The sequence below is a fragment of the Pseudomonas stagnisoli genome (assembly GCF_048595745.1).
Taxonomy (GTDB): Bacteria; Pseudomonadota; Gammaproteobacteria; order Pseudomonadales; family Pseudomonadaceae; genus Aquipseudomonas; species Aquipseudomonas alcaligenes_A.
Genome location: NZ_CP184361.1, coordinates 56,967 through 80,849, shown reverse-complemented (window position 1 = coordinate 80,849; position 23,883 = coordinate 56,967). Strand labels below are relative to the sequence as shown.

Annotated in this window: 13 protein-coding genes and 1 pseudogene; 7 read left to right on the top strand and 7 right to left on the bottom strand. The window is 70.0% G+C overall.

The window, feature by feature from the left end:
- Window positions 1-97: 97 nt before the first annotated feature.
- Window positions 98-1,324, top strand: a complete 1,227-nt coding sequence (locus ACOAPY_RS00290; RefSeq protein ID WP_465154609.1) for a nucleoside recognition domain-containing protein — start codon at window positions 98-100, stop codon at window positions 1,322-1,324.
- 80 nt (window positions 1,325-1,404) lie between these two features.
- Window positions 1,405-3,015, top strand: a complete 1,611-nt coding sequence (locus tag ACOAPY_RS00285) for a methyl-accepting chemotaxis protein (protein WP_076581453.1) — start codon at window positions 1,405-1,407, stop codon at window positions 3,013-3,015.
- A gap of 1 nt (window position 3,016) precedes the next feature.
- On the opposite strand, the gene norR is transcribed toward ACOAPY_RS00285, so the two are convergent.
- Window positions 3,017-4,573, bottom strand: a complete 1,557-nt coding sequence (norR, locus tag ACOAPY_RS00280) for a nitric oxide reductase transcriptional regulator NorR (protein WP_465154608.1) — start codon at window positions 4,571-4,573, stop codon at window positions 3,017-3,019.
- A gap of 148 nt (window positions 4,574-4,721) precedes the next feature.
- Between norR and hmpA the strand changes: the two genes are divergently transcribed.
- Together hmpA and ACOAPY_RS00270 are read left to right on the top strand one after the other, a co-directional pair.
- Window positions 4,722-5,903: an NO-inducible flavohemoprotein gene (gene hmpA / locus ACOAPY_RS00275; RefSeq protein WP_465154607.1), complete on the top strand. Its 1,182-nt coding sequence runs from the start codon at window positions 4,722-4,724 to the stop codon at window positions 5,901-5,903.
- Window positions 5,904-6,014: 111 nt separating this feature from the next.
- Window positions 6,015-7,631, top strand: coding sequence for a methyl-accepting chemotaxis protein (locus ACOAPY_RS00270; protein WP_465154606.1), 1,617 nt, complete (start codon window positions 6,015-6,017; stop codon window positions 7,629-7,631).
- Between the two features lie 75 nt (window positions 7,632-7,706).
- Here the strand turns inward: ACOAPY_RS00270 and ACOAPY_RS00265 are convergent, their stop codons facing one another.
- The 6 genes and pseudogenes from ACOAPY_RS00265 to ACOAPY_RS00240 form a co-directional block, all read right to left on the bottom strand.
- Window positions 7,707-8,735 carry a DUF5924 family protein gene (locus tag ACOAPY_RS00265; RefSeq protein ID WP_465154605.1) on the bottom strand — a complete coding sequence of 343 codons (1,029 nt, stop codon included), beginning with the start codon at window positions 8,733-8,735 and terminating at the stop codon, window positions 7,707-7,709.
- A 70-nt stretch (window positions 8,736-8,805) separates the two neighbouring features.
- Window positions 8,806-10,443 carry a Na/Pi cotransporter family protein gene (locus ACOAPY_RS00260; protein ID WP_465154604.1) on the bottom strand — a complete coding sequence of 546 codons (1,638 nt, stop codon included), beginning with the start codon at window positions 10,441-10,443 and terminating at the stop codon, window positions 8,806-8,808.
- Between the two features lie 99 nt (window positions 10,444-10,542).
- A complete protein-coding gene (locus ACOAPY_RS00255) occupies window positions 10,543-11,664 on the bottom strand; it encodes a methyl-accepting chemotaxis protein (RefSeq protein WP_465156888.1) in 1,122 nt (373 codons plus the stop codon).
- A 138-nt stretch (window positions 11,665-11,802) separates the two neighbouring features.
- Window positions 11,803-12,132 (bottom strand): annotated as a pseudogene (locus tag ACOAPY_RS00250) (PAS domain-containing protein); the annotation flags it as partial.
- On the bottom strand, window positions 12,129-14,384 hold the full coding sequence (locus ACOAPY_RS00245; protein ID WP_465154603.1) for a putative bifunctional diguanylate cyclase/phosphodiesterase: 2,256 nt from the start codon (window positions 14,382-14,384) through the stop codon (window positions 12,129-12,131). The pseudogene ACOAPY_RS00250 and the gene ACOAPY_RS00245, both read right to left, overlap by 4 nt.
- Window positions 14,385-14,550: 166 nt before the next feature.
- Entirely contained in the window at window positions 14,551-14,844 is a 294-nt protein-coding gene (locus ACOAPY_RS00240; RefSeq protein WP_076423408.1) for a hypothetical protein, read from the bottom strand.
- 147 nt (window positions 14,845-14,991) lie between these two features.
- Between ACOAPY_RS00240 and recC the strand changes: the two genes are divergently transcribed.
- From recC to recD, 3 genes are read left to right on the top strand one after another with little or no spacing between them, the layout of a single operon-like run.
- Window positions 14,992-18,321 (top strand): exodeoxyribonuclease V subunit gamma, encoded by a 3,330-nt coding sequence (recC, locus tag ACOAPY_RS00235; protein WP_465154602.1) that lies wholly within the window; start codon window positions 14,992-14,994, stop codon window positions 18,319-18,321.
- Window positions 18,318-21,977: an exodeoxyribonuclease V subunit beta gene (gene recB / locus ACOAPY_RS00230; RefSeq protein ID WP_465154601.1), complete on the top strand. Its 3,660-nt coding sequence runs from the start codon at window positions 18,318-18,320 to the stop codon at window positions 21,975-21,977. The genes recC and recB overlap by 4 nt, the downstream gene beginning before the upstream one ends.
- A complete protein-coding gene (gene recD, locus ACOAPY_RS00225; RefSeq protein WP_465154600.1) occupies window positions 21,974-23,872 on the top strand; it encodes an exodeoxyribonuclease V subunit alpha in 1,899 nt (632 codons plus the stop codon). The genes recB and recD overlap by 4 nt, the downstream gene beginning before the upstream one ends.
- The last annotated feature ends 11 nt before the right edge of the window (window positions 23,873-23,883 follow it).

Genomic DNA, 23,883 nt, shown 5'->3' with positions numbered 1-23,883 from the left:
ACTCTAGTCGCTTATAGCAGACTGGCAGGCGCGCCTTGCAGTTTGGTGAAGCGCCGGGTGCCGGCTATCATCGCCGCCATCGATCGGGGGACTGACCATGCTCAACGGCCTGTGGCTGGGATTCTTCGTGGTGGCCGCGCTGGCCGCCACGGTGCGCTGGATAGGCGGCGACGTCACGGTATGGGCGGCCATGGTCGAGAGCCTGTTTGCCATGGCCAAAGTCTCGGTCGAGCTGATGGTGGTGCTGTTCGGCACCCTGACCCTGTGGCTGGGCTTTTTGCGCATCGCCGAGCAGGCCGGCTTGGTCGACCTGCTCGGCCGCGCCCTCGGCCCGCTGTTCGCCCGGCTGATGCCCGAGGTGCCGCGCGGCCACCCGGCGCTCGGGCTGATCACCCTCAACTTCGCCGCCAATGGCCTGGGCCTGGACAACGCCGCCACGCCCATCGGCCTCAAGGCGATGAAGGCGCTGCAGGAGCTCAACCCCAGTGCCACGGTGGCGAGCAATGCGCAGATCCTGTTCCTGGTACTCAACGCCTCGTCGCTGACCCTGCTGCCCGTGTCGATTTTCATGTACCGCGTGCAGCAGGGCGCCGAGGACCCGACCCTGGTGTTCCTGCCGATCCTGCTGGCCACCAGTGCTTCGACCCTGGCCGGCCTGCTTTCCGTGGCGCTGATGCAGCGCCTGCGCCTGTGGGACCCGGTGGTGCTGGCTTACCTGATTCCCGGCGCCCTGTTGCTGGGCGGTTTCATGGCCCTGCTGGGCGGCCTCAGCGCCGTGGCGCTGAAAGAGCTGTCCTCGCTGCTCGGCAACCTCACCCTGTTCGGCCTGATCTTCCTCTTCGTGCTGGTCGGCTGGCTGCGCAAGGTGCCGGTGTACGAAACCTTCGTCGAAGGCGCCAAGGAAGGCTTCGACGTGGCCAAGAACCTGCTGCCGTATCTGGTCGCCATGCTCTGCGCCATTGGCGTGCTGCGCGCCTCCGGCGCCCTCGACTTCGGCCTGGACGGCATCCGCAGCCTGATCGAGTGGGCTGGCTGGGACACCCGTTTCGTCGACGCCCTGCCCACCGCGCTGGTCAAGCCGTTCTCCGGCAGCGCGGCGCGCGCCATGCTGATCGAGACCATGCAGACCCACGGCGTGGACAGTTTCCCGGCCCTGGTGGCAGCGACCATCCAGGGCAGCACCGAGACCACCTTCTACGTGCTGGCCGTTTACTTCGGCGCGGTGGGTATCCAGCGTGCCCGCCACGCGGTGGGCTGCGCGCTGGTGGCCGACCTGGCCGGGGTGCTGGCGGCGATCGGCGTGTGCTACTGGTTCTTCGGCTGAGGCGCTTGGCGCCCGAGCCTCAACTTTTGCGTGCTTTGGACGCTAACCCGTTTATGTAGTCCCGCCTGCCTGGAGCCACCATGTCCCTTCGCAATGTATCCGTACGCGCCCGCAATCTGCTGGGCTTTGGCCTGCTGGGCCTGATCCTGCTGGTCACCGGCGTGGTGGCGCTCAAGGAAATTCAGGTGCTCAAGCGCGAAGTGCTGGAGATGCGGGATGAGTGGATGCTGGGGTTGGACTGGGTCGCGCAAATGAAGTCAGACCGCCAGAACATCCGCCTCAAGGAGAGTCTGGTACTGACCCTGCCGGACCAGGTCGACAGCCTGGCCGGCGATATCCAGGCATTCCTCAGCTCGGTACAGGGCATCGAGCAGAAATACAGTGGCGAGATTGTCTACGAGCATGACCGCCGCGCCTTCAATGCCTATATCGAAAAGACCCGTCTCTACGAGCAGGCGCTGCGCAAGGTGCTGGACTCCACGCGGGCCGGCGAGCCTGATCTGGCGAGCGTGGGCGCCAGCCAGCAGGCGTACACGGCGATGATGGATGCGCTGGAGGCGGTGTCGCAGCTCAACCGCGAAGGCGCCCAGGCGGCCGGGGTGGAGGCCGAGAAGCAGGCCGAGCGCGCGGTTCTGATGTTCTCCCTGCTGCTCGGGGCCGGCTTGCTGCTGACCCTGATCACCGCCTGGTCGCTGAGTCGCAGCATTACCCGGCCGCTGGTGGAGCTCAAGGCACTGGCGGCGCGCATCGCCGGTGGCGACCTGAGCCAGCCGGTGCGCTGCGAGGGCGCCGACGAGATCACCGACGTGCAGCATTCCCTGGAGCAGATGCAGTCCAGCCTGCGTGGCACCCTGCAGTCCATTCAGACCTCGGCGACCCAGTTGGCCGCGGCCGCCGAGGAAATGCATGCGATCACCGAGCAGACCTCGCAGGGTATTCACCGGCAGAACGGCGAGATCCAGATGGCCGCTACCGCCGTCAACGAGATGTCTGCCGCAGTGGAGGAGGTGGCGCGCAACGCCAACCACACCTCCGATGCTTCGCGCGAGGCGGAGCAGACCGCCGAGACCGGACGCCGCCAGGTCAGCGTCACGCGCGACACCATCGTACAGCTGACCGGCAAGCTGGACGGGACGTCACAAATCATCAGCCGCCTGGCTCAGGAGGCACTGTCCATCGGCCAGGTGCTGGAAGTGATCCGTACCATTGCCGAGCAGACCAACCTGCTGGCCCTCAACGCCGCGATCGAGGCGGCACGCGCCGGCGACCAGGGCCGCGGCTTTGCCGTGGTGGCCGACGAGGTGCGTGCGCTGGCGCAGCGGACCCAGAGTTCGACCCAGGAGATCGAGCGCATGATCGGCGCGATCCAGAGCGCCAGCCAGGAGTCGGTCGGCGCCATGCAGCAGAGCAGCGAGTTCGCCAGCCGCAGCCAGGCACTGGCCAGCGAGGCGGATCAGGCGCTGCAGCAGATCGCCGAGCGGGTCAGCCAGATCAACGAGATGAACCTGGTGATCGCCAGCGCGGCCGAGGAGCAGGCGCAGGTGGCGCGCGAGGTGGACCGCAACCTGGTGGCCATCCGCGACATCGCCGAGCAAAGCGCTGATGGCGCCAGCCAGACCTCCAGCGCCAGCGATGAGCTGGCGCGCCTGGCCACCGACCTCAACGGCATGGTGCAGCGCTTCCGCCTCTGACCTACTTGAGCCCCAGGCGCACCGCCAGGCGGTGCAGGTTGGCGCGGTCCAGGCCCAGTTCGCGGGCGGCGGCGGCCCAGTTGTCCTGGTGGCGTGCCAGGGCCGCCAGGATCAGCTGGCGCTGGTAGGCATCGACCGCGCTGCGCAAATCCGCAATCGCCGCCCCGGCGTCCGTCGGCGGCGGGTTGACTGGCGCCGCCGGCAGCGCGGCGGGTGCACCCAGATCCAGATCGATGGCTTCCAGGCTGAGGATGCGCGGCCGTTCCGCCTGCCGCGCCAGCGCCTTGAGCGCGGCCCGGCCGAGCAGGTGTTCCAGTTCGCGCACGTTACCCGGCCAGTGGTGCGCCAGCATTGCGGCCTGGGCCTCGGCGCTCAGGCGCAGGCCACGCAGGTGCAGGCGCGCACGGTTCTGTTCGAGGAAGTGCCCGGCCAGCAGCAACGCATCACGGCCGCGCTCGCGCAGCGGCGGTACCTGCAAGGGGTAGACGCTGAGGCGGTGATAGAGGTCGGCGCGGAAGCGCCCGGCGCGCACTTCCTCGGCCAGGTCGCGGTTGGTGGCGGCGAGGATGCGCACATCCACCCGGTGCTCGCGGTCCGAGCCCAGGCGTTGCAACTGGCCGCTCTGCAACACCCGCAACAGCTTGGCCTGCACCGCCAGCGGCAGTTCACCGACTTCGTCGAGCAGCAGGGTGCCGCCGTCGGCCAGCTCGAACTTGCCGCTGCGCTCGCCACTGGCGCCGGTGAAGGCGCCGCGCACATGGCCGAACAGTTCGCTTTCCACCAGCTGGTCCGGCAGGGCTGCGCAGTTGATGCTGACCAGCGGTTTGCCGGCGCGTGCCGAGCGAGCATGGATGGCCTGCGCCACCAGCTCCTTGCCGACGCCGGTTTCGCCGGTGATCAGCACGGTCAGGTCGCTGCCGGCCACGGTGTCGATCTCCGTCAGCAGGCGTTTGTGTGCGGCGCTCTGGCCTATCAGTTCGGCGGCGCCAGCCTGCCCGACCATTTCGCGAAAGCGTGCGGCCAGCTGGCGCTCGGCCTCGGCGCGTTGGGCCAGGCCGAGCAGGCGGTCGTTGGCCTTGACCGAGGCGGCGGCCAGGCGGGCGAAGGCGTCCAGGTTGTCCAGGTCGTTCTGCGCAAAGCTGCCGGGGCGCAGGCTGTCCAGCGTCAGCAGGCCCCAGGGACGCTCGTCGATGTACAGCGGGCAGCCCAGGCAGTCGTGTACTTCGAGCTGGCCGACGTGTTCCTCGACCAGGCCGTCGTAGGGGTCGGGCAACTGGCTGTCGGCGGCGAAGCGGGTCGGTCGTCGCTCGGCCAGCAGGGCGGCGAAGCGCGGGTGTTCGGCCACGGCGAAGCGCCGTCCGAGGGTATCCGGGCTGAGGCCATCCACCGCCAGTGGCACCAGCTGCTCGCCCTCCAGGCGCAGCAGCGCGGTGGCATCGCAGGGGATCAGCGCGCGCAGGGCGCTGAGCAGGCGTCGGTAGCGTTCCGCTTCAGCCAGCTCACGGCTGAGATCGTCGACCAGCGGTAGCAGGGCCTGCAGCAGTGGATGGGTTGTCATTGTGACTCCATGTGTCTTTACGACAGCAGAACAAATGCTGTCTTCATGACAATATATAAATTAAATCATTGATTTATATGAAAAATTATATTGGCACGATTCCTGGCATATCAGGTTGAGAACAACCCTGCGTGCAAGAGGATCTACTATGTTGTCCAACGAACACATTGCCATCGTCAAGTCCACGGTGCCCCTGCTGGAGGCCGGCGGCGAGGCGCTGACCACCCATTTCTACCGCCTCATGCTGGCCGAGTACCCGCAGGTGCGCCCGCTGTTCAACCAGGCGCACCAGGCCAGCGGCGACCAGCCGCGCGCGCTGGCCAACGGCGTGCTGATGTACGCCCGGCATATCGACCGTCTGCAGGCGCTCGGCCCGCTGGTCGGGCAGATCGTGCAGAAGCACGTGTCGCTGCAGATCCTCCCCGAGCACTACCCGATCGTCGGCAGCTGCCTGCTGCGCGCCATCCGTGAGGTGCTTGGCGCCGAGGTGGCGACTGACGCGGTGATCGCCGCCTGGGCCGCGGCCTATGGCCAGCTGGCCGACCTGCTGATCGGCGCCGAGGAGGAGGTCTATGCCGCCACCGAACGGGCGCCGGGTGGCTGGCGCGGCGGGCGGGCCTTCCGCGTGGCGCGCAAGGTGCGCGAGAGCGAGGAGATCACCTCCTTCCACCTGCAGCCTGCCGATGGCGGCGCCCTGCTCGATTTTATTCCCGGCCAGTACATCGGCCTGCGCCTGTGCCTGGATGGCGAAGAGGTGCGGCGCAACTACTCGCTGTCGCAGGCTGCGAACGGCCGCGAGTACCGCATCAGCGTCAAGCGCGAGGCCGGCGGGCGGGTCTCCAGCCATCTGCATGAGCAGGTGCGTGAGGGCGATGAACTGGAGCTGTTCGCCCCGGCCGGGGATTTCACCCTGAGTGTCTCGCGCAAGCCGCTGGTGCTGATCAGCGCCGGCGTCGGCATCACCCCGCTGCTGGCCATGCTGGAGGCGGCGCTGCCCAGCGGTCGGCCGATCCGCTTCATCCACTGCGCGCGGCATGCCGGGGTGCAGGCCTTCGCCGCCCGTGTCGATGCGTTGGCCGCCGCCCATCCGCAACTGCAGCGCTTCTACTGCCTGGAGCAGGCGCGCCCGGCCGACGGCGCCGATGCCCATGGCCGCCTGAGCCTTGAGCTGCTGCAGCGCTGGCTGCCGGCCGAGCGCGATCTGGATGCCTACTTCCTTGGCCCCAAGCCCTTCATGGCGATGCTCAAGCGCCACTTGCGCGAGCTGGGGGTACCCGAGGCGCAGGCGCGTTACGAGTTCTTCGGCCCGGCCGCCGCGCTGGAGGAGTGAGCGCCCAGCCGGCCGCGCCTAGCCAGCCGCGCCACGCCGGCCGCGCGTTGCCGGCGGAATGGGTCTATGTTTCTGCAAGGCATACGCCTGTCCTCATGCGGGTGACCGACCATGAACAACTGGACCATTCGGGCAAGGCTGTTCGCTCTCATCGTCCTGATGATGGCGGGCAGCCTGGCCATCGGCGCCGCCGGCCTCAGCGGCCTGCGCGGCGTGCTCGACGGCCTCAACAGCGTTTACCTGGACCGCGTGGTGCCTCTGCGCGATCTCAAGCTGATTTCCGACCTGTATGCGGTGAATATCGTCGATGCCAGCCACAAAGCGCGTAACGGCGGCATGCCCGCAGCCGAGGCCGCGCGGCAGGTGGACGAGGCAGAGCGGAGGATCCAGTCGATCTGGACGGCCTACCTGGCGACTCACCTGATCGATGAAGAGAAGCTTCTGATCGCCCGTATCGAACCGCTGATGAGCAAGGCCAGGGAGCCCCTGCAGCGCCTCAAGGCCATACTTCAGGCCGATGACCATGAGGCCCTGGCAACGTTCACCGCCAAGGAGCTTTACCCCTACATCGACCCCCTGTCCGAGCAGTTCGCCAAGCTGATCGAGGTTCAGCTGCAGGAGTCCGAGCGCCAGTACCAGGCGGGCGTGGCCCTGTATCAGCGCAACTTCAACCTGGTCGCCGGGCTGCTCGCGCTGCTGCTGATCGGCGGCGGTTTGCAGGCCTGGTCGATGAGCCGCGGCATCAACCTGCGCCTCTCCGAGCTGCGCGAGGTGGTGGCGCGCAATGCCGCCGGCGACCTGCGTGAGCCGGTGCAGTGCAGCGGTCGCGACGAGATCACCGCCGTGCAGGTTTCCTTCAAGCAGATGCAGGAGAGCCTGCGCGACACCCTGCAGGGTATCCAGAGCGCCGCCACCCAGTTGGCCTCGGCCGCCGAGGAACTGCATGCGGTCACCGAGGATTCGTCCCAGGGCATCACCCGGCAGAACGACGAGATCGAGATGGCCGCCACCGCCGTGACCGAGATGTCCGCCGCGGTGGACGAAGTGGCGCGCAACGCCAACCTCACCTCGGACTCCTCGCGCGAGGCGGAGCAGAGCGCCGAGGCCGGGCGCCAGCAGGTGAACACCACGCGCAGCACCATCGACCAGCTCAGCCAGCGCCTGGAGAATACCTCCGGCACCATCACCCGCCTGGCCGAGGAGGCCATCGCCATCGGCCGCGTACTGGAAGTGATCCGCACCATCGCCGAGCAGACCAACCTGCTGGCGCTGAATGCCGCCATCGAGGCGGCACGTGCCGGCGACCAGGGCCGCGGCTTCGCCGTGGTCGCCGACGAGGTGCGTGCCCTGGCGCAGCGCACGCAGAGCTCGACCCAGGAAATCGAACGGATGATCAGCGCGATCCAGAGCGCCAGTCGCGAGTCGGTGGACGCCATGGGCGAGAGCAGCACCTACGCCAGCCGTAGCAGCGCCCTGGCCAGCGAGGCGGACAATGCGCTGGAGCAGATCGCGCAACGGGTCAGCCAGATCAACGAGATGAACCTGGTGATCGCCAGTGCCGCCGAGGAACAGGCGCAGGTGGCGCGCGAGGTTGATCGTAACCTGGTAGCCATTCGCGATATCGCCGCGCAGAACGCCACCGGCGCCCACGAGACCTCGGTGGCCAGCGACCAGCTGGCGCGCCTGGCCACTGACCTCAACGGCATGGTGCAGCGCTTCCGTCTCTAGGCTGCGGTTGCCGGGCTGCTGCGAGCTTGGCTTGGATGCAGTCCGGGACCGGCCGGCGACTCTGACCCGGATTACCTACGGGCGGACAGGGCCGGCCTGGTCGGTCACGACGAAGCGCAGCACGCCGATCTGCTGCCCGGCCTCGGTGACCACCTGCACCTGCCAGTTGCCGGCGGCCTGCGCCGGGAAGTTGCGCTTGTGCGTCCAGGCCCGGTAGCCGGCCTTGCGCCCGCCGTGGATGTCCAGGGCGATGCGGTCCATCTCCCCGCCGTCGCGCTTCCACACGTGGTAGATACGCTCGTTGAGACCGCGTGGCGCGCTGATCGCGGTGTAGGCATAAAGCCCGGCCTGGTGCAGCTGGGCAGCCTCGACCTGCTCCAGGCTGCGGCCGGGGTTGCGCTGCTGCAGCTCGGCGGTGACCGCCACCTGGGTCAGCCACAGGGTCGCGGGCGGCACCCAGGGCCGCGCCAGCCAGGCGCCCAGGCCGAGCGCCAGGAGCAGGCCGACCAGCACCGGCCAGCGCCACCAGCGCTGGATGCGCAGGCTGCTGCCGAGGCTGGGCAGCGCCACCACCAGGGCCACGCCGAGGGCCAGGCGATAGCTCTCGGCGGTGGTCAGGTGGACGATCAGCGGTAGCGCCACCAGCAGTACGGCAAACAGCGCCAGGGTGTGGAAGCTCAGGTACAGCCAGCGCCGCGCGGCCAGCCACTTGTAGTACAGCGGGTCGGTGATGGCGAGTAGTGCGGCGGCGCCGAGCAGGCCGGTGAACAGCGCCTGGCCGCTGTTCCAGGCGGTGGTGACGAAGAAGAACGGCAGGGCGAAGAACAGGCTTTCCTGGTGGATCAGCTGGGTCAGGTAGCGCAGCAGCAAGGGCGGCACCTCGATGCCCAGCCAGCGCGCCGCGCTGCGGGTCAGCAGGCCCTCGAGCAGCAGCCAGGCCCAGCTCAGCAGCATCAGCACGGCGATCACCTTGCCCACCCCGGCCTGACGATCGACCAGGATGAAGCTGGCCACGCCGGAGCAGAAGCCGAAGGCAGCGATCAGCCCGGGGTAGCGTTGCAGCAGGGCGAGCAGGCGGAGCAGATGGGGTTTCCAGTGCGGCATCGGGGAGCGCGAGGTGGTGACGGCAGGGGCGGCAGGATACCAGCCACCCCGCGTGCCGTCAGGCCGCGTCTCAACGCTGTGTCTGCGGGTCGCCGGGCACTGGCGCCAGCGCCTCCAGCTGGGCGTAGGCGCTGCTGCAGAACAGCGAGTTGAGGCGCTTCATGTCGGCGATCAGCTCCAGGTGCAGGGCGCTGGTCTCGATGCTCTGCACCACCTGCTGGGCCAGGCGGTCGACATGGGCATGGGCCAGGCGGCGTTCCTCCTGGCGGAAGTGCTGCTTCTCCTCCAGCAGGCGGCGGGCGTTGTCGCGGTTGCCGTTGAGGAACACGTTGAGGCCCAGGCGCAGGTTGCCGGCGAGCAGGCCGTGCAGGGTGGTCAGTTCGGCCAGGCCGTCGCTGGAGAAGTGGTGGCGGGCGCGCTTGTGGCTGTCCAGCTTGCCGGCCATCTGCTCGATCAGGTCACCGGCGTGCTCCAGGTTCACCGCCAGCTCGATGATCTCGGCCCAGCGCCGGCTGTCGTGGGCCGGCAGGTAGTCGCGCGGCATCTGCGCCAGGTACAGCTTGACCGCGCCGTACAGGGCGTCGACGTCATCGTCGAGTTTGCGCACCTGCTGCGCGGCCTCGGTCGAGTCGGCGCGCAGTACCTCCAGCAGGTGGGCGAGCATCTGCTCCACCAGATCGCCGATGCGCAGGGTCTCGCGCACCGCGTTGGCCAGCGCCAGGCTCGGTGTGTCCAGCGCCGCGCGGTCGAGGTGGCGCGGCTTGGCCACGCCGTTGTCCTGCACCCGTTCGGGCAGCAGCAGGCTGCACAGGCGCGCCATCAGCCCCACGCTGGGCAGCATCAGCAGGCAGCGCAGGCTGTTGTAGGCGAGGTGGAAGGTGATCACCAGGTTGGCCGCCGACCAGCCCAGCCCGCTCATCCAGTGCACCAGCGGCTCAACCAGAGGCAGCACCAGCAGCAGGCCGAGCAGCTTGTACAGCAGGCTGCCGAGGGCTACCCGGCGCCCGGCGGCGGACTGCATGCTGCTGCTCAGCAGGGCCAGCACGCCGCTGCCGACATTCGCGCCGATGACCAGGCCGATGGCCACCGGCAGGCTGATCATGCCGCTGCCGGCCAACGTCGCGGTGAGCAGCACGGCGGCCAGGCTGGAGTAGGTGAGGATGGCGAACAGCGCGCCGACCAGGGCGTCCAGGAGCAGGTCGCCGGTCAGCGAGGCGAACAGCGCCTCGATGCTGTTGGATTCGGCGATCGGTCGCGCCGCCTCGACGATCAGTTGCAGGGCCAGCAGGAGCAGGCCGAGGCCGATGGCTATGCGACCGATCTGCCCGGCGCGGCTCTGCTTGCGCGAGAGGAACAGCACTACCCCGGCGCAGATCAGCAGCGGCGACAGCCAGGCCAGGTCGAGGGTCAGCACCCGCGCCATCAGCGCCGTGCCGACATCGGCACCGAGCATGATGGCCAGTGCCGGTGGCAGCGCCATCAGGCCCTGGGCGACGAAGGACGTGACCAGCAGGGCGGTGGCGTTGCTGCTCTGCACCAGGGCAGTGACGCCGATACCGGCGGCGAATGCCTGTGGGCGGCGGGCCACGCTGTGGCTGAGGATGCGCCGCAGCTGCGAGCCGTACACGCGCAGGATGCCGGTGCGCACGATGTGGGTGCCCCATACCAGCAGGGCGATGGCAGACAGCAGGTTGAGCAGGGTGAGCATGGCGCAGCCTCGTGGCTCGCTCTTCTTCTAGGTGCGGTTTCCCGGCGCCCTCCCGTTTGTTGTCAGTGTAGATCGCCAGCGGGCGCGGCGATGCCCGGTTCAGCCCCGTTGTGCATTGCCGCGAAACTGCTCGGCGAGCAGTTGCAGGCGCTCGACCAGGCTGGCCACGTGCTCGGCGCTGTGGCGGCTGCGGCCGCTGGCGGCCACCGTGCTCTGCCCGGCCTCGCGGATGCCGTCGAGGTTGCGCTGGATGTCCTCGCCTACCGCGCTCTGCTCCTCCACCGCGGTGGCGATCTGCAGGCTCATGCCGCTGATGGCCTCCACCTGCAGGTTGATCCCGCTCAGCGCCTCGGCCGCCTGCAGGGCGTTGTCGACGCTGCCCTCGGCCTGCGCCTGGCTGCGCTGCATGGCAGCTACCGCCGCCATGGTGCCCTGCTGCAGGCGCTCGATGATGGCCTGGATCTGCGCGGTGGACTGCTGGGTGCGGCTGGCCAGCCCGCGCACCTCGTCGGCCACCACGGCGAAGCCGCGGCCCGCCTCGCCGGCGCGCGCCGCCTCGATGGCGGCGTTGAGCGCGAGCAGGTTGGTCTGCTCGGCGATGCCGTGGATCACCTCGATGACCTGGTCGATCTCCTGGCTGTGCGCCTGCAGGCGCTGGATCACCTGGTTGCCCTGCACCACCTCCTCGGCCAGCGCGGCGATCTGCCGACGGGTCTGTTCCACCTGGCGCAGGCCGCTGTCGGTGGCCTGGTTGGCCTCGGCGGCGGCGCTGGCGCTGAGCTGGGCATGGCGCGCCACCTCCTGCACGCTGGCGGCCAGTTGCTCCACCGCGCTGGCCACCTGCTCGGTCTCGCGCTGCTGCTGCACGCTGGCACCGCGGCTGCAGTCCACCGCCGCTGCCAGTTCGCCGACATCCTCGTTGAGCTGGCGCGCCGAGTCGGCGATGCGCCCGACCATGGCGCCCGATTCCGCCTCCAGGCTATGCAGGGCGAAGGCGATCTGCCCGAAGCTGTCGTTGCGCCCGCAGTACACCCACTGGCTCAGCGGGTTGTCGGCGATGCGCCGGGCCTCGCGGCTCAGCGCCACCAGCGGCTGCAGGCGCCAGCGCACCAGGGCGGCCAGGCCGGCGCCAAACAGCGCGCCGCCGCCCAGGGCCGGCAGCAGCGGCAGCGCGCCGGCCAGCCCGAGCAACAGTGCTGCGCCGAGCGGTGCTGCGCCCACCAGCAGGGCCAGGCTGCTGGCGCTGTCCAGGCGTGGCCGGCGCAGCACGCGTGGCGTGCGGCCGGCGCTCAGCTCGGCATACAGCGGCTCGGCGCGGGCCACCCGCTGCGCGTCGGCCTGGCTGCGCACGGACTGGTACTCCACCACCGCGCCGTCGCGGATCACCGGGGTGGCGAAGGCGCTGACCCAGTAGTGATCGCCGTTCTTGCAGCGGTTCTTTACCAGGCCCATCCATGAGCGCCCGGCCTTGAGCGTGCGCCACAGGTCGGCGAAGGCCGCCGGCGGCATGTCGGGATGGCGCACCAGGTTATGGCTGCGGCCGAGCAGCTCGCCCTCCTCAAAGCCGCTGATGGCAATGAAGTCCGGGTTGACGTAGGTGATCACACCCTTCAGGTCGGTGGTCGAGAGGATGTTGGCGCGCGGGCCCACCGGGACCTCGCGCTGGCTGACCGGCAGATTGATCTTCATGTTTGGGGGTCTCGGCAGGGTTGGCGAGCGGATGTCTCCGGCAGCAGGCACCAGAGTCCTTCGAAGCAATCTTCGCCGGCCAGCAGGCGCTGCAGCTCAGCGGCCGGGCGGGGCCGGCTGAACCAGTAGCCCTGGGCCAGGCTGCAGCTCTCGTGCTGCAGGAAGTCGAGGTGCTCGTCGCGCTCCACGCCCTCGGCCACCACCTCCAGGCCGAGGCTGCGGCCGAGGCCGATGATGGCCCGGCTGATGGCATGCGACTCGGCGTCGGCGCCGCCGATGAAGCTTTTGTCGACCTTGAGGATGTGCAGCGGAAAGCGCTTGAGATAGCCCAGCGAGGAATAGCCGGTGCCGAAGTCGTCCAGGGCCAGGCGCACGCCCAGGCTGCCCAGCTCGCGCAGGGCGATCAGGGTGCTGGTGCAGTCCTGCATCAGCTGGCTCTCGGTGATTTCCAGCACCAGGCTGGACGGCGCCAGGCCGCTGTCCATGAGGATGTCGGTGAGGCGGGCGACGAAGTCTTCCTGCTGCAGCTGGCGGCTGGACAGGTTGACCGCGCAGCGCAACTGGCTGTGCCCGGCCCGCTGCCAGGTGCGCACCTGGCGGCAGGCCTCGCGCAGCACCCAGTCCCCGACACGCAGGATCTCGCCGGACTCTTCCAGCGAGGCGATGAACTCCTGTGGTGCGATCAGTCGGCCAGCGTGCCGCCAGCGCAGCAGCGCCTCGACCCCGACCAGGCGCGGCTGGCCTTGGTCGATGCGGCAGATCGGCTGGTAGTGCAGCACGAACTCGTCGCGCTCCAGGGCCTGGCCCAGCGCGCTTTCCAGCTCCAACTGGCGCCGTGCGGCGGCCTGCAGCTCCTGGCTGTAGCGGGCGAACTGCGCCTTGCCGGCCTGCTTGGCGCGGTACAGCGCCAGGTCGGCGGCCTGTAGCGCCTGCTCGGGCGCGGTGCGCGCCGGCAGCGCGGCGATGCCGATGCTGGCGCTGACCACCAGGGTCTGCTCACCCAGATGCAGCGGCTGGTGCAGGGCATCGAGCATGCGCTGGGCCACCTGCTCGGCGTCGCTGCCGCAGGCCAGGTCGGTGAGCAGTACGACGAACTCGTCGCCGCCGAAGCGTGCCAGATGGTCGCCGGGGCGCAGGCACTGCTGCAGGCGCCGGCCGACTTCCACCAGCACGCGGTCGCCGGCCTGGTGGCCGAGGCTGTCGTTGATCAGCTTGAAGCGGTCGAGGTCGATGAACAACAGCGCCGCCTCGCGCGCGCCGTGCTTGCCGAGCTGCTGCAGGGCCTGCTGCAGCAGCTCGTCCAGGCGCAGACGGTTGGCCAGGCCGGTCAGCGGATCATGGCGTGCGGCGTGGCGCAGCTGCTGTTCCACCGCCTTGCGCGCGCTGACGTCGCTCTGTGAGCCGGCCATGCGCCGCTGGCCCTCGTGGTCGCGCTCGGCCACGCCGCGGGCCAGCACCCAGAGGTAGCCACCGTCCTGGCGACGCAGGCGGTATTCATGGTGCAACTGCGCAGTGCTGCCGGCCAGGTGGGTGTCGATGGCCTGGCGCAGGCCCGGCAGGTCGTCCGGGTGCACGCGTGAGAACCAGGCCGCACTGCTCTCGCCGAGGCCGTCGCGGCTGAGGCCGAGCATGCCGGCCCACCGCTCCGAGACGTACAGCCGGTCGTGTTCCAGGTGCCAGTCCCAGAGGCCGTCGTGGGCGCCGCGCAGGGCGCGGGCAAAGCGTGCCTCGCTGTCTTCCAGGGCCTGGCGCTGGGCGGCACCGTAGGTGTCGATGGCCAGCGTCATGTCGAAGAACACCGCCTTGAGCAGGCTGGCGAACAGCGCTTGCTGCGGATGCGCGGCGAACAGCGCATGGCTCATCTGTTCCAGGTACAGGCGGTACGCGGCCAGGTACCACTTGGGCTCGACCCCGGCGCGCTGGTGGATCAGGCCGACATGCAGGCGTCCGGTCAGGTAGTCGCGGTCGTAGGGGCCGTGCCACAGGCGCTGGTAGTAGTCGAGCTGGCTGTGCTTGAGGCGTGTGAGCACCTGATCGGCGGCAAGCAGGCCGGCCGGCCCGGGAAAGGTCCCGAGATGCTGGTAGAGCTGCTCGACGAACTGCTGGTGCACATCGTCCATGGCGGGGGCGGCCTGGTTCAGCCGCACGCCATCGCTGGCCTGCCAGTCGAGCAGGCGGCAGCGCTCGTCGACTTCCTCGCGGTCGAGGCCGATGCGGCGCATCAACTGGCGCAGTACTTGCGCTGAATCCATGAGAACCCTTCTTGCATTGTTGTTTTCTGCGGGCACAAAAAAAGCGCCGCACGGCGCATTCGGTTGAATGCGACGTCGCGGCGCTTCGTCTTGCAGGCCCGTTCGTCCTGCCCGGCAAAGCCGGTCTTCGCCGATGCGGCGAAACCTTGCTGGAGGCTGTTCTACCTCAATCCGGCGTTGCTGACAATTCGATCAAGAGTTGTTCCAGGCGCTGGCGCAGCTGACCCAGCTCGCGCGAGCGGAAGGCGTGGCGGGTGCGCTCCAGTGTGGCCACGGCTTCTGCCAGAGCGGCCTGTACCTGGCCGCCAGGGCCCAGGGGGGCCTCGTCCAGCCAGCGGCACAGCGGTGCCTGGCTGCAGTGGTGGGGCTCCTCTATCACCTCGCAGTCGCCAAGCAGGCGGCGCAGGTGCTGGGCCAGCTGCGGGTCGCTGCAGGCGACGCGCGCTTTCGGGCAGGGCATGGTGATCCGCACAAAGACTTATGGAGACTGCACGGTAGCGGATACTGGCGAATTGCCCTTGACCCGCATCAACGTCCGCGTCGGTCAGCCGTCGCGGGCCTGCGGCCCGGCCTGCTACCCTAGCCGCCATCGAACGGATGCCCGCCCATGCTCAGCCTGTACCACGCCCCCGACCTGGAAACCCTCGGCGCCCTCGCCTGCCGCCTGCTCGCCCAGCCGCAGGCGGATGTGCTGGCGCCGGCGCGGGTGGTGGTGCCAAGCCAGGGCATCGGCCGCTGGCTGACCCTGCAGCTGGCGCGCGATCAGGGCATCGCCATGCACCTGGAGGTGCAGCTGCCGTCCAGCTTCGTCTGGGCCCTGGCGCGCCAGGTACTCGGCGCCCTGCCGGAGCAGTCGGCGTTCAACCCGCAGGCGATGACCTGGCGCCTCTACGACTGGCTGTGCGAGCCGGCCAACCTGGCCCGCGCCGAGCGCCTGCAGCGCTACCTGGAGGGCGGCGACGAGCGCCGCCGCCTGGCCCTGGCGGCGAAGATCGCCGACGTTTTCGACCAGTACCTGCTCTACCGCGACGACTGGCTGGCCGCCTGGGAGCGCGGTGAGCTGTGCGACCTGGGCCCGGACGAGGCCTGGCAGGCACTGCTCTGGGCCGAGCTGACCAAGGACGGCCACCCACACCGCGCGCGCCTGCTCGGCGAGCTGCTGGCGCGCCTGCACGGCGATGCTGTCATCGAGGGTCTGCCCGAGCGCCTGCTGGTGTTCGGTATCAGCTCGCTGCCGCCGCACCACCTGCGTGTGCTGGAAGGGCTGGCGCGGCACGCGGATGTGGTGATCTGCGCCCTCAACCCCTGCCGCGAGGCCTGGGGAGAGATCCGCGACGTGCGCGAGCTGGCCCACTCCGAAGTCAGCCCGGATGACTGGTACCTCGACGTCGGTCATCCGCTGCTGGCCAGTCTGGGCAAGCAGGGCCGCGACTTCTTCGATAGCCTGCTCGGGCAGATCGCCGAGGAGCACGGCATCTACCCGCAGGACGCCGAGCTTTCCGACGACAGCCTGCTGCATGCGCTGCAGAACGACATCCTGCGCCTGCGCACCCGCATGCCCGACGAGCGCCTGGCGCTGCGCGCCGACGACCGTTCGCTGGAGCTGCACATCGCCCACTCGCCGCTGCGCGAGGTGGAAATCCTGCATGACCAGCTGCTGGCGCGCTTTGCCGCCGACCCGCGCCTGAGCCCGGACCAGGTGGTGGTGCTGACCCCGGACATCGAGCGCTATGCGCCCTTCATCGAGGCCGTCTTCGCTCGCCGCGAAGGCGCCCCCTATGTGCCCTACAGCCTGGCCGACCGCAGCCTGCGCGCCGAGACGCCGCTGCTCGACGCCTTCCTCGGCCTGCTCAGCCTGCCGGAAAGCCGCTTCGCCGCCGAGGAAATCCTCGCCTGGCTGGAGCAGCCGGCCATCGCCCGCCGTGCCGGCATCGAGCCCGAGGACCTGCCGCTGCTGCGCGACTGGCTGCGCCAGGCCGGCGTGCGCTGGGGCCGCGACGGCCAGCACCGTGCCGCGCTCGACCTGCCGGCCGACGACGCCTTCACCTGGCGCCAGGGCCTGGATCGCCTGCTGCTCGGTTTCGCCGCGCCACCGCAGCTGGCCGGTGACGGCCTGCCGCTGCTGGGTGACAGCTGGCCGCTGGACGCCCTGGAAGGCGCGCGCGCGCAGCTGCTCGGGCGCCTGTGTGCCTTTGTCGAACTGCTCGCCGGGCTGGCCGAGCGCCTGCAGCGCGCCCGCCCGCTGGCCGACTGGGCGCTGGACCTGCAGGGGCTGGTCGACGCGCTGTTCGACGAGCGCGAGGCGGGAGATACCTTATTGCTGCTTAGCCAGGCCTGCGCGGCGCTGGGCCGCCAGGCCACGGACGCCGGCATCACCCGCCCGGTGGAACTGGCGCTGGTGCGCCAGCAGCTCGGCGCGGCGCTGGAGAGCGGCAGCGGCGCCTCGGGCTTCCTCACCGGCGCGGTGACCTTCTGCACCATGGTGCCGATGCGCAGCCTGCCGTTCCGCCTGGTCTGCCTGCTCGGCCTGGACGACGGCGCCCTGCCCCGGCGCACCCCGGCCGCCGGCTTCGATCTGATCGCCAAGCGCCCACGGCGTGGCGACCGCGCGCGGCGCCTGGACGACCGCTACCTGTTTCTGGAAACCCTGCTCAGCGCCCGCGATGGTTTGTATTTGAGCTATGTCGGCCGCGACCCGCGCGACAACGCCGAGCTGCCGCCCTCGGTGCTGGTCAGCGAGCTGCTGGAGGCGGTTGATCTGACCGGGGTGGTGGCTTCTAGTGGGAGCGGCCTTGGCCGCGATGTGGACGCCACATCACAAGCATCGCGGCCAAGGCCGCTCCCACAGGAGCAGAAAGCCAGCGCGCGCATCACCGTCGAACACCCGCTGCAGCCCTTCGCCCCCGGCAACTTCGAGCGCAGCGGCCCGCGCCAGGGCTTCGCCGGCGCCTGGTTCCGCGCTGCCCAGCGTTTGGCCGAAGCCCCGGCAGCGGCTCCGGCCTTTATCCAGCGCCTGCCGGAGGCCAATGACGATTGGCTGACCCTCGAGCCCAGCCAGCTGCTCTATTGCTTCAAGCACCCGGCGCGCTTCCTCCTCGAACAACGCCTGGGCCTGCGCCTGGCCGATGCCGAGGAAGGCATCGCCGCCGACGAACCCTTCAGCCTGGAGCGCTCGGCCTACCTCGGCCTGCGCCAGCTGGCGCTGCAGGCAGTGGAACGCGGCTGGAGCGAGGAGCAGGAGCGCCGCGTAGCCCGCGCCGCCGGCTGGCTGCCGCCCGGCGAGCTGGGCCATGCCCTGTGGGGCAAGCAGCGCGGCCCGGTGCGCGCCTTTGCCCCGCGGCTGTTCGAGGCGCGCCCCGAGGAGAGCCCGGAGCCGCTGCTGGTGGACATTCAGCTGGCCGGCGTGCGTCTGCACGGCTGGCTCGACGGCGTTACCTCCAGCGGCCTGTTCGACTGGCGCTTGCGCGCGCCGGACGCGCGCGACCTGCCCGGCTTCTGGCTGCGCCACCTGCTGCTCAACGTCGCCGCCACTCCTGACATCGCCCGCGAGAGCCTGCTGGTGTCGCCGGCCGGTGACTGGCAGCTCGGCCCGCTGGACAACCCCGCAGCACTGCTCGAACCCTGGCTGGCCGCCTACCGCGAGGCGCTGTGCGAGCCGCTGCCCTTCATCACCCGCAGCAGCTACGACTTCGCCAAGGCGCTGGTCACGCCCAGCGCCAAGAGCCGCAAGGAGCCCATCGCCGCCGCCCGCGACAAGGCCCAGGCCGCCTGGCTCGGCGCCGAATTCAGCCCGCTGGCCGGGGAAGTCTTCGACCCCTGGTATGCCCTGGCCTTCCGCGAGCGCGAGCCGCTCGGCGAGCGCTTCGAGCAACTGGCCGAGCAACTGCTGGGCCCGGCGCTGCAGGCCCTGGCTGGCGGCGAGGAGGAGGGCGAATGAACGACCTCAACCTGCACGACTCGCCGTTCACTGGCCGCTCGCTGATCGAGGCCAGCGCCGGTACCGGCAAGACCTGGACCCTGACCGCGCTGTACGCGCGCCTGCTGCTGGAGCGCGAGCTGTCGGTCGGGCAGATCCTGGTGGTCACCTACACCACCGCCGCCACCGCCGAATTGAGGGAGCGTATCCGTGCCCGCCTGGCCGAGCTGCTGGCGCTCTACGAGGGCGGCAGCAGCACCGATGCCTTCCTCGTCGAGCTGCACCGCCGCCACCCCGGCGAGGCGGCACGGCGGCGTCTGCTGCTGGCCGTGCATGGCTTCGACGAGGCGGCCATCTTCACCATCCACGGCTTCTGCCAGCGCGCCCTGCAGGACTCGGCCTTCGAGGCCGGCGGCGACTTCGACGCCGAGCTGACCCAGGACGACCGCGAGGTGCTCGACGCCCTGCTCGGCGACGCCTGGCGCCATGTGCTGGCCGGCGCCGACCCGGCCTGGGCGCGCTACCTGGCTAAGCAGAAAGTCACCCCCGCGACTTTGCGCCAGGCCCTGCGCAGCCACCTGGGCAAGCCCTACCTGCGCGTAGAGCCACGCGAGCGTGTGGGCGAGGCCGAGCTGCAGGCCGCCAGCGCCGCCTGGCAGGCCGCCGCCGAGCTGTGGCGCGCCGAGGGCTACGCCTGGGTCGAGGTGCTGCGCGAGCACGGTGGCCTCAGCCAGAGCACGCACAAGGCGGCCAAGCTGCCGCTGTGGTCGGCTGAGCTGGACGCCTATTTCGCCGACCCGGCGGCGCTGTTCGAGGCGCCGGACGGCCTGGTCAAACTGGGCGCCGCCGCCCTGCTCAAGGCCACCAAGAAGAACTTCGAGGCACCGCACAGCGCGCTGGCCGAAGCCCTGGATGTCCTTGGCGCGGCCCTGGAAAGCGCCCTGCCCGCCGGCCGGCAGAAGCTGATCGCCCTGCAGGTCGAACTGCTCGACCGTCTCAACGTCGAGCTGCCGCAGCGCAAGGCGGCCCAGCGCCTGTTGGCCTTCGACGACCTGCTCAACAACCTCGACCAGGCCCTGCAGGGCGCGGCCGGCGAAGACCTAGCCGCGCGCCTGCGCGAGCAGTATCCGCTGGCGCTGATCGACGAGTTCCAGGACACCGACCCGATCCAGTACGCCATCTTCGACCGTATCTACCCAAAAGCTGCGGGCGTAGCGAGCGGCTTGCCAGCTAGAAGGGCTTCGAGCGAAGGCCGAGACAGTACAGCGAGTACGGCGATCGACAACGCTGGCGAGTCGCGCAGTAGCCCGCGTGGCGACCTGTGTTTTGTCGGCGACCCCAAGCAGGCGATCTATGCGTTCCGCGGCGCCGACCTGGCCACCTACCTGCAGGCCCGCGAGGCTGCCGAGCGGCAGTACGACCTGCCCTTCAACTACCGCTCCACCCCCGCGCTGATCAAGGCGCTGAACCAGCTGTTCGCTCGCCCGCAGCCCTTTGCCGAGGAAGGGCTGAGCTACCCGCCGGTCAGCGCCGGCAAGAAGTCGCGGGCCACGCTGGTGCTGCGCGAGCAGGATGGCGCCGCGCCGCTCGGCCTGGTCTGGCTCGGTGACGAGGGGTTGAGCAAGGCGCGTGCCGGCGAGCTGGCGGCGCTGGATACGGCGCGGCGGATCGCCTCGCTGCTCACCGCCAGCGTCCAGGGCAAGGCCTACTTCGAAGACGATGGCGGCAGAAAGCCGCTGAAAGGTGGCGATATCGCCGTGCTGGTTAGCAACCACCGCGAGGCCGCCAGCGTCGCCGCCGAGCTGGCGGCGCGCGGCGTGCCCAGTGTGCGTCGCGGCCGCGACAGCGTCTGGCACAGCGAGGAGGCCGCCGAGCTGGCGGCGGTGCTGTCGGCCTACGCCGAGCCGGGCCGCGAGGGCGTGCTGCGCTATGCCCTGGCGACTCGCCTGCTGGGCCGCGACGCGGCGCAGATTGCCCGCTGCCAGGAAGTCGAGCAGGAATGGGACCGCGAGCGCGCCGCTGCCGAGCAGTACCACCAGCTGTGGCAGCAGCAGGGCTTTATGCGCGTCTTCAGGGCGTGGTTGGACCAGGAGCGGGTGGCCGAGCGCCTGCTGGCCGGCATCGATGGCGAGCGACGGCTGACCAACCTGCTGCACCTCGGCGAACTGCTGCAGGCCGAGAGCCTGCAACGCCCGGGGCTGGAGCCGCTGCTGGCCTGGTTCGCCGCCCAGCGCGGTAGCGAGGGCGCCGGCGAGGACGCCTTGCTGCGTCTGGAAAGCGATGCCGAGCGGGTGCAGATCGTCACCATCCACACCTCCAAGGGCCTGGAATACCCGCTGGTGTTCTGCCCCTTCCTGTGGGACGGCCGCCTGCTCGGCCAGCACACCGACAGCGCCCGTTGCCACGACGAGGATGGCCAGCCGCTGCTCGACCTGGGTAGCGCGCGCCTGGACGAGCGCCTGCAGGCGGCGCGGCGCGAAAGCTTCGCCGAGAAGCTGCGCCTGACCTACGTGGCCCTGACCCGCGCCCGCGACCGCCTGTGGCTGCACTGGGGGCCGGTCGCCCTGCCCAAGCCGAATCAGAAGACCGGCAAGCTGCCCGATGAGGGGCTGCACAGCAGCGCCCTGGCCTGGCTGCTGCACGGCCGCGAGTTGCCCGGTGTGGATGCCCTGGGCGAGCTGGCTACTTATCTGGCGGGCCAGGAAGGCCCGGCCCTGGCTGGCGAACTGGACGAGCTGTCTGACAGCAGCGCCGGCTTGATCGCCCGTCTCGCCCCGCTTACCGAGGAAGCCCAGGCCGCCGGCACGGGCCGCGCCGAGCCGCCCCAGGCCCAGCAGCTGTTCGAGCGCAGCCTGCACAGCGCCTGGCGCATCGGTAGCTTCTCGGGGCTGGCCGCCGGTATGCACATGGAGGCGCCGGACCGCGACGCCCTGGCCCTGGTCGATGCCAGCGAGCCGGGCGCCGGCTTCTTCGCCTTCCCGCGTGGCGCCCGCGCCGGTACCTGCCTGCACGCCATTCTCGAAGACTGGATGCGCGGCAAGGGCAGCCTGGAACAGCTGGTGCCGCTCGCCCTGCAGGAACACGGCATCGACGCCGAGTTGTGGGGCGCGATCGCCATCGCCCAGCTGCAGGCGGTGCTGGACACCGACCTGGATGGCCAGGGCCTGCGTCTGTCGGCGCTGCAGCCCAACCGTCGCCTGCCTGAGCTGGGCTTCACCTTCCCGGTCGAACGGCTCGATGTAGAGCACCTGCGCGCGCTGCTGGCCGATCCGGCCTTTGGCCTGCCCGAACCCATGCGCCAGGCCGCCGAGCGCCTGCAGTTCGACGAGCTGAAGGGCTACCTGAAAGGCTTTATCGACCTGACCTTCGAGCACGCCGGGCGCTGGTACATCCTCGACTACAAGTCCAACTGGCTCGGCCCGACCGCCGCCCACTACGGCGCCGAACGCCTGGAGCAGGCCATCGCCGCTGAGCACTACCACCTGCAGTACCTGATCTACCTGGTGGCGCTGCGCCGTTTCCTGCGCACGCGCCTGGCCGGTTTCGGCGACGCGCAGCTGGGCGGCGCCTGGTACCTGTTCCTGCGCGGCATGCCGCAGGCCGGCGTGTACTTCGCCCGGCCGAGCGATGCGCTGCTGGATGCGCTGGATCGGTTGTTTGCGGAGGAGGCCCGATGAGCACGGAGAGTAGGGTGGATATCTCGCGCAGCGAATATCCACCAGGCATCCAGGTGGACAAGGCTGCGCCGTTGTCCACCCTACCTTTCGGTCCGCTGGAACGCGCCCTGCTGGCCAGCCTGCAGCGCCTGGAGCCGCAGGCGCCGGACGCCGTGCTGGCCTGCGCCGCCCTGTGCAGCGAGGCCCTGGCCGCCGGCGACGTGTGCCTGCCGCTGGTGCGGGTGGCCGGCCGCCGGCCCTGGGCGGAGTTCGACTTCGCCCTGCCGCCGCTGGCCGAGTTGCGTGTCCTTCTTTCAGGCTCCGTGCTGGTCGGTGCGCCCGGCCGTTTCACCCCGCTGATCCTAGAAGGCGAGCGCCTGTACCTGGCGCGCTACCAGGCCTATGAGCAGCGCCTGGCCGAGCGCCTGCTGGCGCTTTCCGCCGAGCGCCCCGCAGTGGACGAGGCGCTGCTGAGCGAGAGCCTGGCGCGCCTGTTCGCCTTCAACCAACAGCAGCCGGACTGGCAGCGCCTGGCCGCCGCCCAGGCGGTACGTCGGCGCCTGGCGGTGATCTCCGGCGGCCCCGGCACCGGCAAGACCACCACCGTGGTGCGCCTGCTCGCCGCACTCTTGGAGCAGCCTGGTGGCGAGCGCCTGGCCATCGGCCTGGCCGCGCCGACCGGCAAGGCGGCGGCACGCATGGCCGAGGCGATCCGCAATGCCAAGGCCGACCTGCCGCTGGCCGATCACCTCAAGGCGCTGCTGCCCGAGGAGGCGCGTACCCTGCACCGCCTGCTCGGCAGCCGTGGCGACAGCCCGGCCGTGCGCCACGATGCGGCGCGGCCGCTGGCGCTGGATGTGCTGGTGGTGGACGAGGCGTCGATGGTCGACCTGGCGCTGATGGCCAAGCTGGTCGACGCCCTGCCGCCGCAGGCGCGGCTGATCCTGCTCGGGGACAAGGACCAGCTGGCCGCCGTGGAGGCCGGTGCGGTATTCGCCGAGCTGTGCGAAGGGCGCGGCTTCGATGCCGAAGCTGCCGCCGAGCTGCAGCGCATCACCGGGCAGACGGTGCCGGTCGAGACGCCACGCTCGGCTCTGGGCGACGCCGTGGTGCTGCTCAGCCACAGCCACCGCTTCGCTGGCGACAGCGGCATCGGCGAGCTGGCGCGCAGGATCAACGGTGGCGATGCCGCCGGCACCCTCAATCTGCTGCGTGAAGGTCGCGCCGACCTGGCCTGGCAGGCCGAACCCAGCCAGGCCGCGCTGCTGGAGCGCCTAGAGCAGGGCTATGCGCCCTACCTCAAGGCCGCACGCCGTGGCGATCCGGCTGAAGCCTTCGCTGCCTTCAACGCCTTCCGCGCGCTGACCGCGCAGCGCGAAGGTCCCTGGGGCGTCGGCGGTCTCAACGAGGCCCTGGAGGCACGGATCAAGCGCCGCTACTCGCTGGCCGAGCGTGAACGCTGGTACCCCGGCCGCGCGGTGATGGTGCGGCAGAACGACTACGCGCTGGGCCTGTTCAACGGCGATATCGGCCTGTGCCTGGCCGGCGAGCATGGCCTGCGCGTCTATTTCGAGGGTGATGAGGGCTTTCGCGCCTTCTCCCCGGCGCGCCTGCCCAGCCATGACAGCGCCTTCGCCATGACCGTGCACAAGAGCCAGGGTTCGGAGTTCAGCGAAGTGCTGCTGGCCCTGCCGGAAAGTCCCAGCCCGCTGCTGACCCGCGCGCTGTTCTACACCGGCATTACCCGCGCCAAGCACAAGGTGGAGATCTGGGGCCTGCCGGTGCGCCTGGCCGAGGCGGTGAATACCCGAGCGGAACGAGCGGCGGGGTTGGCGCAGCGCTTGCGCTCCGAGTTCAGCGATGAGCCATCGGATCTTGTGGCGAACCTGCCAAGCGAGCAGTTGGGACTGTTCTAGCAGACGGCAAC

Bases quoted from the DNA above. Each gene is read 5' to 3' on its own strand.
- norR (WP_465154608.1), bottom strand. From the start codon at position 4,573: ATGACAACCCATCCACTGCTGCAGGCCCTGCTACCGCTGGTCGACGAT.
- ACOAPY_RS00240 (WP_076423408.1), bottom strand. From the start codon at position 14,844: ATGCCCTGCCCGAAAGCGCGCGTCGCCTGCAGCGACCCGCAGCTGGCC.
- ACOAPY_RS00290 (WP_465154609.1), top strand. From the start codon at position 98: ATGCTCAACGGCCTGTGGCTGGGATTCTTCGTGGTGGCCGCGCTGGCC.
- ACOAPY_RS00260 (WP_465154604.1), bottom strand. From the start codon at position 10,443: ATGCTCACCCTGCTCAACCTGCTGTCTGCCATCGCCCTGCTGGTATGG.
- ACOAPY_RS00285 (WP_076581453.1), top strand. From the start codon at position 1,405: ATGTCCCTTCGCAATGTATCCGTACGCGCCCGCAATCTGCTGGGCTTT.
- ACOAPY_RS00245 (WP_465154603.1), bottom strand. From the start codon at position 14,384: ATGGATTCAGCGCAAGTACTGCGCCAGTTGATGCGCCGCATCGGCCTC.
- hmpA (WP_465154607.1), top strand. From the start codon at position 4,722: ATGTTGTCCAACGAACACATTGCCATCGTCAAGTCCACGGTGCCCCTG.
- recD (WP_465154600.1), top strand. From the start codon at position 21,974: ATGAGCACGGAGAGTAGGGTGGATATCTCGCGCAGCGAATATCCACCA.
- ACOAPY_RS00265 (WP_465154605.1), bottom strand. From the start codon at position 8,735: ATGCCGCACTGGAAACCCCATCTGCTCCGCCTGCTCGCCCTGCTGCAA.
- recB (WP_465154601.1), top strand. From the start codon at position 18,318: ATGAACGACCTCAACCTGCACGACTCGCCGTTCACTGGCCGCTCGCTG.
- ACOAPY_RS00270 (WP_465154606.1), top strand. From the start codon at position 6,015: ATGAACAACTGGACCATTCGGGCAAGGCTGTTCGCTCTCATCGTCCTG.
- recC (WP_465154602.1), top strand. From the start codon at position 14,992: ATGCTCAGCCTGTACCACGCCCCCGACCTGGAAACCCTCGGCGCCCTC.